This window comes from Bacillus sp. 5w2 (assembly GCF_054353775.1).
In genome coordinates, this window is sequence record NZ_JBTIWT010000016.1 from 17,353 (window position 1) to 30,726 (window position 13,374).

A 13,374-nucleotide genomic window follows, 5' to 3' on the forward strand; every position below is an offset into this window, starting at 1 on the left:
AGGAAATGAATGAACATATACAGCAGATGATTGATTGGATTGAGAGCAGTTTAAAAGAAGAATTTTCATTAAATGAATTATCTCGTTATATGGGTTATTCTCCGTATTACTGTTCTTTTAGATTTCACCAAGTAACAGGCATTAGTATTAGACGCTATATTCTTTTGAGAAGATTGTATTTATCTACGGGGGATTTGACGAATGATAGAAAGATAATAGATATTGCATTGGATTACGATTATTCTTCTCAAGAGGCTTATAGTAGAGCTTTTAAGAATGTTTTTGGAATGAATCCAAGAGAATTCCAGCTTAACAAAATGCCTATTCAGTCATTTATTAAACTAAAAATAGAAGAGGAGTTAAAAATGAATATTTCTAGAAAATTAGAGGTTGAGCAGTTACGTAGCAATAATAATGAGTTGTTTGATAAAGATGTACTTAACATATTGAATGGTCAAATGATGTATGAAGAATTTAAAACGGAGAAACTAATGGGTGAGTCTGATTATGTCCCATTTAACGAGGCCATGTGTGTAAATAGGGCTACTGCACAAGTTTTTGATGAAGAGTTTATTAAAAAAAGAGCAGAAGGTCATAACAGTTCAGTAGAAAGTTATACAAAAAAGGTCATAGATCCGTTAAAAAATCTTTTTACAAAAAAGTATAAATGCATTGTTTTATGGTTTGGTGAAGATATGTTCTGTCAAATGAACCTACTTACCATACTTTCTTACCTTGAACAGTCCTCTTATGAAGGGAAGGTATACTTAAATAGCTTTAGAGAAGATGAATTTAAAGTAAATCAAATTGAACTTGGATTGGGAAATTATTCTTCGGTATACAATGAAGTATTAGTAAACCATAAAAAGGCTTCCCATAAGGTACCACCAGTAATGTATCAGTCTATAGACTTATATTTAGAAATGCTAAAACAAGATAATACTGTAATGAAATTTATCTCTAAAAATAAAGATTTATCAACTCAAGAATTATTAACAAAGTTGTTTCAGCTATTTCCAATAATCGGATATGGGGATTCTCAGTACATAGAACTGATAAATAAAATAAAGAAGAAAGCTGCACCTAAAATATAGGAACAGCTTTCTTTTTACAATTGTTCAAGTAACTCTAATTCACTCTCTACAAATAACATTAGTTCTTTAATCGTTTCTCCTGTAAAATCAAAACGAATTCCAGCAGCTTCATATACTTCAGTTAAAGGTTTAGAGCTACCTAACGATAATGCTTTTTTATAATTTTCTATTGCTTGTTTAGGGTTTTCTTTATATTGTTTATACATTTGCAGCGCACCAAGTTGTGCGATTGCATATTCGATGTAATAGAACGGTATTTCGAATATGTGTAATACAGGTAACCAGCCAGTTGCGATCCAATTTTCATACCCTTCAATATTTACGACGCTCGATTGGTAAGTGTTATGTAATTCTAAATACTTTTCGTTTCTTTCCTTAGCAGTATGATTAGGATTTTCATACATCCAATGCTGGAATTGATCAACGATAAGCATCGGTGGTAAATACTTAACAATATCTTTAAAGAAATCTAATTTTGCTTTTATAAATTCTTCTCTATTCTCATAAAATGTATCCCAATATTCCATCGAAAATAATTCCATTGTCATGCTAGCGAGTTCTGCTGATTCAGAAGGGATTTCCAAATATTTTTGAAGTTCTAACTGCTTCATACATTCATTATGAATACTATGGCCCATTTCATGGAGGAAAGTAGTAACATCATAATGTGTATGATTGAGATTCATGAAAATGAAAGATAATTGAGAAGCAGGTAAATATTCGCAAAATCCTCCTGGTCCTTTTCCTTTACGACTTTCTAAATCCAAGCAATTATTTTTATGCATACGGTCCAGTAATGTTGAAAATTCAGGGTCTAGTTTGTGTAAAACGTGAGAACTTTTTTCGATTAAATCGCTCGCGTCTTCGATAGGTTTTAATGCTTTTTGATTTGGTGCGGTTGCTTTTACATCCCACAGACGAAGGAAATCTACTTGAAGTTCAGATTTTTTCTCATTCAATATTTTATCGATAAGTGGTACAACGTATTTACGAATAGATTCAGCCAGCTCATAGCAATCATCAGGTGTATAATCAAAACGTTCATGTTTTTTAAACATATAATCACGATAATTATCTAATTGAATGTTTTTTGCTTTTTGGTGACGGATTGCGATTAATTCATTTAATATATTTTGTAATGTATCTTCAACAGATAAGAATGTCTCAGAAATGAGTGTTTTTGCTTTTTTTCGAATATCACGATTCGGATCTTGTAAGTAAGACTGTAGTTCGGTAATTGTCTTTTCTTCACCGTCCCATTGTGCAGTTAAACCACCTGTAATTTCGAAGTACTCTGTTACTAGTTTGTCTTCAGTTATCTCTAAATCAATGTTCTTTTCACAAAATAATGTTTGCGCATTCTTAATTTTTTTATCTAGTAAGCTATACGTTTTTGGATCAAGTTCCATTCGAAAAGGAGATTCTAAATATTTATTATCAAATGAATTTTGATAACGTTTCAAAAGAGGCCTTACAAATTGTTGATCATATTCAAAAGTATCTTTTATTTCTTTATTATCCGTATTACATTGAAAGGCGATGTAGTGTAATCTTAATTGTTCTTCAATTGCCAAAATGAATGTAGATTGTTTTTTTAACCAGTTTTCAAGTTCTAGTTTTGAAGAAATCACTTCATTTAATAAAGTAGAAAGAGCTTTTTCTACTTCTAATACATTATTAATATCAATCGTATTTACACGTTGCAATATTTATCCCTCACTTTTTATTTACTTAAGGAAGTATTCTTCTTCTTTACTACAATCCCTTTTTTTCCTAGGAAGTTTGTGCCCACAACTCCAAGAACAATCAAAATTGTTCCGATGATGTGATAGTATGCGATTTGTTCATGTAAGAATACAACACCCGCGATAATTGTAATAAGTGTAGATAAGTTGCTGAAAACACTTATTTTAGCTGCTTCAATATAAGATAACGAATAGTTTAATAACAATGCGGTTAGTAAAGAAGATAGCAAACCTAAATATAAAATGGAAATAAGAAATGTTCCGTTCATAAATGGTTTAAAGTATATAGTTAATGTCCCTTTGTTTATATGGCTGACGATAGCAATTAAATTAAAACTAATAAAACCAATCGCTGTCATTGTATAAGTTAAATCCATCAGCTTGAAATTATTTGCCATTTTCCGTGCTAATACATTATAGAAAGCAGATGATAATGCCGATAACAAAATAAGAATAACGCCGATGATACTAGTTTCATAAGCCCCTAGACCATTCATTATAAATATATAAATGACACCGATGACGGAGATGAGTACAGAGATTTTTTGTGATGTATTCGTATACTCTTTTAAAAAATAGGAAGCTAAGATCATCGTAAATATTGGGATCACCGCTTGTATAATTCCTGCTTCAGATGAACTTGTATACACTAATCCAAAAGCTTGAAAAGCAAAAAAAAGTGCTGGATAAAAAATCGCAATTGGTAAAAGAGAAAGTATATTTTTAAATGATATATTTAACTTTATGAATCCAAAAATCACCGGAATATTTGCTGCTATGAAAGCAACTGTAAAACGATGAGCCAGAGTATCAAGAGGGCTTGTAATGGTTAGTGTTAGTTTCACGAATAAAAAAGAAAACCCAATAATAAATGAATAGAGTAATGCTGATATATATGCTTTTGTTGTATTTTTCATAATTTCACCTCATAGTAGTTGATTTCTTACTGGCCAGTATACGTACATAGTAAACTTTCTGATCTAGTGCTACAATGTGAACAAATACAAACTGTACCGGTACAAATTAAATGATGAGGTGGTAATGATGTATAAGTATTTACATGTTTTCAACGACTTAGAAAGTATGATTCAAAATGGGGAGATAAAAGAAGGTAAGAAACTACCGTCTATTCGGACACTAGTTACGCAATATGAGTGTAATAAGGCAACGGTTATACGGGCGCTACATGAATTAGAAAAGCGTCATATTATTTATTCTGTGCCTCAAAGTGGGTACTACGTTGTTAAAAAATCTGGGAATACCATAGAAAATAACGAGATAATTGATTTTGCTTCCTCAGCACCAGATCCAGATGTTTTCCCATATTTAGATTTTCAGCATTGTATTAATAAGGCCATTGATACGTATAAAAATGACTTGTTCGTATACGGAACGCCGAAAGGTTTACCGTCTTTAATTCCGGTCATTCAAAAACAATTAGCAAATTATCAAGTCTTCACGAAAGAAGAAAATATTTTTATAACGTCAGGTGTACAACAAGCGCTAGCGATACTAACTTCTATACCATTTCCAAATGAGAATGAAACGATATTAATTGAACAGCCAACATATCATTTATATATTGAGTATCTAGAAATAAATAAAATTCCTGTAATCGGTATTAAACGTACGAATGAAGGTATTGACTTGCATGAATTGGAGCGTATATTTCGAACAGGTAAAATAAAATTCTTTTATACGATACCGAGATATCATCATCCGCTTGGAACTTCTTATTCTAAAGATGAGAAAGAAAAAATCGTGTTATTGGCTAAGAAATATAATGTATTTATAGTGGAAGATGATTATTTAGCAGATTTAGAAACAGATTCAAAAGCAGATCCGTTATATAGCTTGGATAATTGTAATCACGTAATATATTTAAAAAGTTACTCTAAGATTATTTTTCCAGGTTTACGGGTTGGAGTTGCGGTCATTCCACCATCCATCGCAAATGATTTCCATACATATAAAAAGATATTAGATATTGATAGTCCGATGATTTCTCAAGCGGCTTTAGAAATTTATATAAAGAGCGGTATGTTTGAACGTCATAAAAACAAAATTAAATCTTCCTACTACAATAGATCAATAAAATTAGCGGAAACATTAAAAAAAGTGCAAAATGAAAATCCATCATTATTTGCATATAATAGAAAAAACACATTGGGAATACACACTTGTTTAGAAATAGAAAAAAACATAGCTATAGAATCAATCATAAAAAATTTAAGAGAAAATCAAATTAGTATCGATTCAGTTGATAGAAATTATTTAAATGATTTTCATAAAGAAAAGTTGCTAAAGTTAAACGTATCGAATGTAAAAGAAGATAAAATTGAAGAAGGTATTCGTAAATTGATTGAGGAAATCAAACAAGTGGGACGGATAACCTTTCAATTTAAAAAATAAATAAGGAGGTTTGTTGTGAGACGCAAAATAATTCTCTTGTTTGTGTGTATCGTTATAATAATTGGAGCTATCATTGTGACTAAATATTATAAAGAAGATGATCAATGTATTGCAGTTGGTAAGTATTCAAGAGGTATTATCGTAGATCAAAATAACGAACCTATATCTAATGTGAAAATTTATGAAGATTCAATTGAAAGTAAGGAACGTAGTATTTCAAATACACAAGGCGAATTTGAAATACTAAATGGAGTTTGTGGTGAGATTGTATTACAATTAGTTACTCCAGATGGAGAAATCTATACGAGAAAATATGATAGTAAGCATATACCGGAAGTGATAGAACTGAGTTATAAAAAGTAAGGGGAATTACATGCAACCAGTACAAGGAAAATGTGTTAAATTGATATTTTTTAGAGCACTCAATAGCTGCGTGCTCTTTTTATTTTGGACATAAGCAATTTAAATGGAAATAAACTACCAATATATGGCGCTCTTTATGTATAGCATTTATTATGAATAGGAGGGTGATGGAATCTATGGGGGTACGTATAGTCGATGATTTACAGCAATTATCGCTATTACTAATGTTTTTAAGTACATTAATATTTTACAGATACTTAAAGAAAGTGAAACGAGAGAGAAAATTGACTGGTTTTGAATGGACCATGTATTTTGTCACTCAATTCGCGACATTAATTTGGGCATTTACTTATTTCATTAAACACTTAGCTGAATCGTAATTCCTATTCTTTTAATCTAATGTATTGTTATCTATTAGGGATATAAATATAGTCCGTATCTAAATCAATGACAACATCGCTCGTGACGTCTTCTCGTAGTAATTTTGGGATTTTTTTATAATGGTAATGTACACAAAATAAGCTTAGAAGATCTTCGTTAGATATCTCTTCATTTTTCACATTTAAATACATTGTTCTTAATTCGTTTAGAGAACGGTTAAGGCCAATAACATACTCATTAATTCCATATCCATCAAATTCAATTATCATATTATCACTTTTGGTTGCTAGCCAACTTTATAGCTTAAATTTTAGATGAATCTATTATACATTTTTTTAAATTTAGTGAGAATATATTTTTATAAAATGTGAGGGTCATAGATGGAACAAAATAAATTAGTTTTAGAAGGACCAAAACGTCTTAAGTGGGAAACTTGTAAAATTAAGTCTATACAGGATGAGGAAATTATCATTAAAACAATTGCAGGTGCAATAAGTATTGGAGCAGAGTTACCACAGTATAAAGAATCGGATGTTTCAGATACAAATCCTATGTATCCTAGAAAAACTGGATATGAAAGTTATGGTGAAGTTATTCAAGTTGGTAATAAAGTAACAAATTTAAACGTAGGTGATAAAGTTGTCTCTTTTTATGGGCATAATACGATAGGAATAGTTAAGGGAGATAAAGTAATCCGAGTGCCTAGTTATATAAAATCTAAAGTTGCTTTATTATCTATTCTTTCGTGTGATGCTGCTAAAGGAGTATTAAAACTAAATCTGCGACAGGATGAAAAAGTACTTATAACTGGAATGGGAGTTATTGGTTTACTCGCTTGTTATTTTTTAAAATACTATGTAGGTGTTAAGCAGGTAGATGTTGTTGAACCTAATAAAAATAGAAGAGATTTTGCAAAGAAATTTGGTGCGAAAAACATATATGAATCAGAAGAACAAATAATAGAAACATATAATTACGGTTTCGAATGTTCTGCTACAAATAGTGGGTTTCACACATTACAAAAGGCTATTAATAGTAATGGAGAAATATGTATTCTTTCTGATGGTAATATAGAAGACCTAACATTAACCGCTGACTTTTATCGAAAAGAATTGCAAATCATTGGTTCAAGTGACGGATATGATTATCAAAAACATGCAGATTGGTTTTTTAATCAAATAGAACAGACGCCATGGATAGAAGAGATTTTTCAACATGAAATTCATTATTCTACACTCGAGCAATGTTTTGCAGAATTGAGTAAAGGGACAATAAATCCATTGAAAGTATTCGTTTCATATGAATAATAGGTCAACTTATAGCTTATAATTCATCCTTTAATGGAGAATGCTAGTAACATTCACCATTAAAGGATTGGGCTATTATGAATATGATTTTGGAAAGCATAATTTTAATTCTTACTGGAATGATTGCATTAAAAATGACAGGTAGTAAATCTGTTAGTCAAATGACGAGAGCGGAAATAATTATAGTAGTATCAATCGGCCGTATTATTGTAGAACCAGTATTAAGTAGGAAAGTAGTCCCATCTATATTTGCAGCTGTAATATTTGCAAGCGTACTTCTTATCATTCATTTCTTTGAATTGAAATCAAGGAAGGTGGAACAATTCCTAAATGGCAGTAGTGTTGTTATTGTTGAAAACGGAGAAATTGTAAAAGAGAATTTGATGAAAGCAAAAATGTCGGAACAACAACTATATATGCAATTAAGAGAAAAAGGAATTCATGATTTAAAGAGTTTACAACAAGTTACAGCTGAACCGAATGGGCGTATTGGTTATCAATTAATAGAGAAAGCTCAACCAATAACTTTAGAAGTGTTAGAAAAAGTAATAGATCAGTACAATATAAAAAGATAATTTCTTATGTAAAAATGCCAATATACAATAGAAGTATTGGTATTTTTTATTTTGTCTAAATGTAAAAATTAATATTTAGAATACATATTCAACCAATCTTTAAAATAGATATAGGCTTATTAATATGCTATATTCAATGGACCTATAGTGACTGTGGTGAAAAAAGCAGCGTTAAAATGAATAGGTCTTTCAGGTGATGCTATACAAGAGATAAGAATAAGGAGATAAAAATAAAATGGAATTTTGGGAATCAAGTTTTATTGAGAAACAAACAATGTGGGGATTTGAACCTACAGAATCTGCAATTTTGACAAAAGATGTTTTTCTGGAAAAGAACGTTAAAGACATACTAGTTCCGGGTATTGGATATGGTAGAAACGCAAAGGTATTTATCGAAAATGGTATAAATGTAACTGGTATTGAAATTTCAAAAACTGCAATTGATTTAGCAAGAGAAAACGGACTAGAAGATGTTAGTATGTATCACGGTTCGGTAAACGAAATGCCTTTTGATAACAAACTGTATGATGGGATATTTAGTCATGCACTTCTTCATTTGTTGAATGAGCAGGAAAGAGAGAATTTTATTAAAGATTGTTATAATCAGTTAAAACCAGGTGGATATATGGTTTTCACAACAGTTTCTCAAAAAGCTCCTATGTATGGAAAAGGAAACCAGTTGGATAAAGACTATTATGAGATAATGGAAGGCGTAAAAATGTTCTTCTATGATTCTGAATCTATAAAACAAGATTTTAATAAGTATGGATTAGTACAAGTTTCGGAAATTGACGAACCAAATAAGAATGTAGAAAATAAACCTTCAATTAATTTCTTAATGATAAAATGTAGAAAAGACCTGTGAAAAATTAGTATATATTGATTGTATATTCTGCATAAATAATAAAGGCAAACATACTAGGAATTATAAATGAACTAGAAGTCTTAATAGAGATAAATCTAGAGAAACAAGACTAGATAGCGCTTAAAATATGGGGAAATACAGTGATAAAATTAGAAATAAAATGCGTTTGATATTTTTTGTGGAGTTTTAATGTCAGAAAAAGAAGAAAAGGAGAAAAAATGGTTTCCTAGAAGGTGGGGGAAAAGAAAAGTTTCAGAGCATTTATCTCAACTAAACAAAAAAAAGGATTTGGGTTACAATCTATGTTATAGATTTGTATATCGTAACTATTCCTTGTACAGTAAAAAAATATAAATCTTAATACATATATGTTTATAGAAGCGACTGTTTCTTATAAAAGATACGATCGCTTCTATAAAATTGTCAATTTTATGCAATTAAGTGATGCCTAAGAAGTCGTATCGTTATCTCAAAGTATCGCCTTAAATACTTTTAATGAGTTTTATCCCCTCAACAAAGAAAAGTATTAAGTGTATAGTGTTCATTACAAACCATAACATGAGCTTTGAGTTCTTCACAGTTTTCAACTGACTTGATTTTGTATTAGACAATTCTATCTTTAAAGACATTAATATAATAGTATTAGACATAAAGCCTAACAATATAAATCCGAATAAAGGTAAGTTTGTAATAGCGCCTATTACCATAATTGCTATGTATACTATAGTTAGCTTTTTAATATACTGTTTATCTTCTTTTAATTTATCTATATTTTTGGTTTTGAACCAGTTTCTTACTATTCTTACAAAAATAATAGTTTGAAATACTAGTACAATTATACTTACAAAGAGAAGGAACAAAGTTCTTAAATTATTTTCCATTAAACCGTTCATTTCGTATGTACCCCTTTTATTTATGTTTATAGTATGAAAATGTAATTTTCAAAGAACCTGCATGTGATTAGTAACGGTACTCGTTCTCTATTTTCATGTTACTCTATCCTTGTTAATTATGGCAAAGGACAAATCTAAGCATTTAACTGTTAGTATGGTATACCCTTTATATATTTTAGGTTAATTTTGATTGTTTGCATATAATTTTATATTGGAATAAGTAATACGTCAAAATGTTTTGTGAAAATTACGGCTATTAATTGCTTGTACAAAAGAAAAAGATTAGTAGGTAGTCATATCGTAACGGGCGAGGTATACCTTATCTGTTGTCTGTTTAAAATGAAGTTTAACCATGTTGAAAATATGATTTTCATTTAGTATTTCTAGAAACAATAATGTGGTTAATTTTGGTGAAATTTAAAATGGAGGAAAAACGTTAGACCACTAGAGTGAATATATTCAAAGCCATATCATGTGTAGTGTTTAATATAATTAGGGGGAACTACATGACAAGAAAACAGATAATCATTACCTTATTTTCAATTACAGCGTTCATACTAATTTTAGTATCACTTGGTGTTTTTGAGGAAGAACTAAAAGAAACAGATTATAGTGAAGTTGTACAATTCATGGAAGATATGAAAAACAAAGAAGAAGTTGAGATTGATGTAGTTACTTACTATTCAGATAAGGCCTCTTTAGAGAATAGTGTACTCAAACAACCAAATGGTTGGATTATTTATCGTTTAAAAGCTCGTTATGATAAAGTAACAAATCAAAGTTGGATAGATGTGACGCCTGATCTTAGCCGTTTTAAGAATGTGGAGAAAATTTCTGAGGATATCATTACCTCGCACCAACAATGCGGCTATATTAATCATAATACAGACGAGAATAAAGGAAAAGTAGGATACATGTTAACAGAATGCTTCCATAAGTGGGAATACGATGTGAAGCCATCAGGGTTTGAAGGATATAGGATTAATTACACAATCTTACCGATTTTAGGTTTAAAATAAATTTAGTATTTGTTAATCAATTAGCTGATAATGTAGCTGAACAAGTAATGTATGATATTAAACTTATATTTTAATAATAGTTTTGGCTTATCTTTTTTAGGCTATTTGCAATGAGTTGAATAACCTTTATTCTAAAACAGTAATTAATAAAATTATTTAGTGTTAATATAAATTCTTATATATGGATTATGCACAAATAAAAAGGACAAGCATATAATAGAAATACCTATTAACTTTAAGTAACCTTAACTTTCTTTAATAGGATATCTCAAAATCCCCAAAAAGAGCACTTGCGGAAACAAGTGCTCTTTTATTTTTTTGTTTATTGAAGATGATTAAATTTCGTCCGACTAATATGGAATTTTAAACCACTATTTTATATAAAGTGGTAAAATAAGTAAGGGGAATTTGTAAGGGGGCGAGGGATTTGAAACTAAAAGAGCTGGCGGATTTGTTATTGATTAAAGATACCAATGGAGATATGAATGTAGAAATTACGGGATTAGAAATGGATTCTAGAAAAATAACTAGTGGGAATTTATTTATATGTGTATCAGGTATCGATGGTTTTCTTGAAGATCGACATCAATTTGTTGAAGATGCAGTGGAAAATGGTGCTGTGGCGTTAATTGTAGAAAGAGATATAAATATTGAAATACCTAAAATAATTGTTAAAGATGCTAGGTATGCTATGGCAGTTATTGCATCACATTTCTATGGTTACCCATCTAATAAAATGAAGCTAATTGGAATTACAGGAACAAATGGTAAAACAACTACTTCCTATTTACTTGAAAAGATTTTGACTGATTATGGATTTCAAACAGGGCTTATGGGGAATAACGGAGTGAAAGTTGGTTCGAAATGGTATCCTACTGATATTAATACGCAAGAACCACCGATACTTCAGCGGAATTTGCAAACGATGAAAAATCATAATACAGATTATTGTGTTATGGAAGTTACCTCACAAGGTTTACACATGGAAAGAGTTAAAGGGTGTAACTTTAAAACCGCTATTTTTACAAATTTAACGCAAGATCATTTGGATTACCATGGAACATTTGAGGAATATAAGCATGTAAAAGGCCTTCTATTTTCAAGATTAGGAAATGATTTTTCTATTACAGATAAAAATTTTGCTATATTGAATGCAGACGATCCATCGGTAGAATACTTTAAAAAAATTACTTCAGCTGAGGTTATTACATATGGGATACATAAAGGAGCAGATGTTCAAGCGAAGAACATAACTTTAAGCCCAAAAGGTATTCGTTTTTTAGTTTCGTCCTTTAATGGAGAAATAGAAATCAATCTAAATCTAGTAGGCCACTTTAATGTATATAATGCATTAGCAGCAATAACAGCTGCATTGGTTGAAGGTATTCCGCTTACAAATATTAGTGACAGCTTATCTGATTTAAAGAGCATTGAAGGTAGAATGGAAATCATAGACGAAAATCAAGATTTCCTTGTAATCGTGGACTATGCTCATACGCCTGATGCGTTAGAAAATGTCCTTACTACAATTAGCGAGTTTTCAAAAGGTAAAATCATTACTGTTTTCGGCTGCGGTGGGGATAGAGATGCAAAAAAACGACCTATAATGGGTGAAATTGCTGGAAGTTATAGCGATTTTGTTTATATTACTTCTGATAATCCACGTTCGGAAGACCCGCAGGCAATAATGAAAGATATTGAAAAAGGATTTTCACAGAATAATAATTTGAATTATAAAGTTGAAGTAGATCGTGAACTTGCTATAAAACATGCAATAAACATGGCATCTTCTAATGATATTGTTTTGATTGCAGGGAAAGGGCATGAAACGTATCAAATTTTAAAGGATTTGACTATTCATTTTGATGATAAAGAAAAAGCTCGACAAGCAATTATAAATAATAAATAGATTATCTTTTAGAAAAGATTAGATTAAGTTGTGAATGGAGTGTTATTGAATGCAAACTAGAAAAGCTTATTTATATGTATTTCATACGATGTCCGATTGGGAATACGGACATTTAATTGCTGAACTTAATACAGGTAGATATTTTAAAAAGGGTTTAGCACCTTTTAAAGTAGTTACAGTTGGAATAAATAAAGAAAGGGTTATTTCAATGGGAGGCTTGAACGTAAAGCCAGATATTTCCCTAGATGAATGTGTACTTGAGAGTAATGATTTATTGATTTTACCTGGAGGAAATACTTGGACTGAAAACATACATAAACCCATATTGCAAAAAGTTGAAGAAGCTTTAAAGATTGGTACTATTGTGGCTGCAATTTGTGGTGCAACAATAGGCCTTGCAAATTACGGATACTTAAATTCTAGAAAGCATACAAGTAATAGTTTAGATTATATGAAAATGGTTTGTCCTACATATAAAGGGGAAAATTTATATGAAATGGGATCTGTAGCGTCTGGTGAAAATCTTATTACTGCATCTGGAGTAGCTCCTTTGGAATTTGCAGTGGAGGTACTGAAAAAATTAGATGTATTTGCGCCAGATACACTCCATTCATGGTATGAATTAAATAAGACACATGAACCTGAACATTTCTTCCAGTTAATGAATTCATTAAATAGCTAAGCAATTTAGTATGATCAATAATAAAAACCATGTTTCTAATGATACTGAAGCATGGTTTTTGTGTTTTGATTAATAAATATATAAAGTAACAAATTTTGTACAATAAAAATGAATTTGAGAGAAAGAGTC

At 30.4% G+C, this 13,374-nt stretch carries 14 protein-coding genes; 10 read left to right on the top strand and 4 right to left on the bottom strand.

Going from position 1 to position 13,374, the window contains the following annotated elements; all coding sequences use genetic code 11:
* The first annotated feature begins 5 nt into the window (after positions 1-5).
* On the top strand, positions 6-1,094 hold the full coding sequence (locus ACXY7N_RS22170; RefSeq protein ID WP_488592609.1) for a helix-turn-helix domain-containing protein: 1,089 nt from the start codon (positions 6-8) through the stop codon (positions 1,092-1,094).
* Between the two features lie 14 nt (positions 1,095-1,108).
* Here the strand turns inward: ACXY7N_RS22170 and ACXY7N_RS22175 are convergent, their stop codons facing one another.
* Both ACXY7N_RS22175 and ACXY7N_RS22180 read right to left on the bottom strand, forming a co-directional pair.
* Positions 1,109-2,800 (bottom strand): M3 family oligoendopeptidase, encoded by a 1,692-nt coding sequence (locus ACXY7N_RS22175; RefSeq protein WP_016134558.1) that lies wholly within the window; start codon positions 2,798-2,800, stop codon positions 1,109-1,111.
* Positions 2,801-2,817: 17 nt separating this feature from the next.
* Positions 2,818-3,756 (bottom strand): DMT family transporter, encoded by a 939-nt coding sequence (locus ACXY7N_RS22180; RefSeq protein WP_016134559.1) that lies wholly within the window; start codon positions 3,754-3,756, stop codon positions 2,818-2,820.
* 127 nt (positions 3,757-3,883) lie between these two features.
* Here ACXY7N_RS22180 and ACXY7N_RS22185 point away from each other — a divergent pair, with 127 nt between their 5' ends.
* From ACXY7N_RS22185 to ACXY7N_RS22195, 3 genes are all read left to right on the top strand, one after another.
* Entirely contained in the window at positions 3,884-5,251 is a 1,368-nt protein-coding gene (locus ACXY7N_RS22185) for an aminotransferase-like domain-containing protein (protein ID WP_488592610.1), read from the top strand.
* Between the two features lie 15 nt (positions 5,252-5,266).
* Positions 5,267-5,614: a hypothetical protein gene (locus ACXY7N_RS22190; RefSeq protein WP_016087754.1), complete on the top strand. Its 348-nt coding sequence runs from the start codon at positions 5,267-5,269 to the stop codon at positions 5,612-5,614.
* Between the two features lie 176 nt (positions 5,615-5,790).
* Positions 5,791-5,994: a hypothetical protein gene (locus tag ACXY7N_RS22195; RefSeq protein WP_016087753.1), complete on the top strand. Its 204-nt coding sequence runs from the start codon at positions 5,791-5,793 to the stop codon at positions 5,992-5,994.
* Between the two features lie 27 nt (positions 5,995-6,021).
* Here the strand turns inward: ACXY7N_RS22195 and ACXY7N_RS22200 are convergent, their stop codons facing one another.
* Entirely contained in the window at positions 6,022-6,264 is a 243-nt protein-coding gene (locus ACXY7N_RS22200) for a hypothetical protein (RefSeq protein ID WP_016087752.1), read from the bottom strand.
* A gap of 111 nt (positions 6,265-6,375) precedes the next feature.
* Here ACXY7N_RS22200 and ACXY7N_RS22205 point away from each other — a divergent pair, with 111 nt between their 5' ends.
* The 3 genes from ACXY7N_RS22205 to ACXY7N_RS22215 all read left to right on the top strand — a co-directional run bounded on the left by ACXY7N_RS22205 (position 6,376) and on the right by ACXY7N_RS22215 (position 8,742).
* Positions 6,376-7,302, top strand: coding sequence for a zinc-dependent alcohol dehydrogenase (locus ACXY7N_RS22205; RefSeq protein ID WP_488592611.1), 927 nt, complete (start codon positions 6,376-6,378; stop codon positions 7,300-7,302).
* Between the two features lie 77 nt (positions 7,303-7,379).
* Entirely contained in the window at positions 7,380-7,877 is a 498-nt protein-coding gene (locus tag ACXY7N_RS22210) for a DUF421 domain-containing protein (RefSeq protein ID WP_088083767.1), read from the top strand.
* A 235-nt stretch (positions 7,878-8,112) separates the two neighbouring features.
* The gene (locus ACXY7N_RS22215; RefSeq protein WP_454496995.1) at positions 8,113-8,742 is read left to right on the top strand and encodes a class I SAM-dependent methyltransferase; all 630 of its coding nucleotides are present in this window, start codon (positions 8,113-8,115) and stop codon (positions 8,740-8,742) included.
* Between the two features lie 482 nt (positions 8,743-9,224).
* Here ACXY7N_RS22215 and ACXY7N_RS22220 read toward each other — a convergent pair whose 3' ends face one another.
* Positions 9,225-9,635, bottom strand: coding sequence for a hypothetical protein (locus tag ACXY7N_RS22220; RefSeq protein ID WP_001013789.1), 411 nt, complete (start codon positions 9,633-9,635; stop codon positions 9,225-9,227).
* Positions 9,636-10,141: 506 nt separating this feature from the next.
* Between ACXY7N_RS22220 and ACXY7N_RS22225 the strand changes: the two genes are divergently transcribed.
* The 3 genes from ACXY7N_RS22225 (at position 10,142) to ACXY7N_RS22235 (ending at position 13,245) form a co-directional block, all read left to right on the top strand.
* Positions 10,142-10,654, top strand: coding sequence for a hypothetical protein (locus ACXY7N_RS22225; protein WP_016134567.1), 513 nt, complete (start codon positions 10,142-10,144; stop codon positions 10,652-10,654).
* 427 nt (positions 10,655-11,081) lie between these two features.
* Positions 11,082-12,563, top strand: coding sequence for a UDP-N-acetylmuramoyl-L-alanyl-D-glutamate--2,6-diaminopimelate ligase (locus ACXY7N_RS22230; RefSeq protein ID WP_016134568.1), 1,482 nt, complete (start codon positions 11,082-11,084; stop codon positions 12,561-12,563).
* Positions 12,564-12,612: 49 nt separating this feature from the next.
* The gene (locus ACXY7N_RS22235; RefSeq protein WP_001194783.1) at positions 12,613-13,245 is read left to right on the top strand and encodes a type 1 glutamine amidotransferase family protein; all 633 of its coding nucleotides are present in this window, start codon (positions 12,613-12,615) and stop codon (positions 13,243-13,245) included.
* The last annotated feature ends 129 nt before the right edge of the window (positions 13,246-13,374 follow it).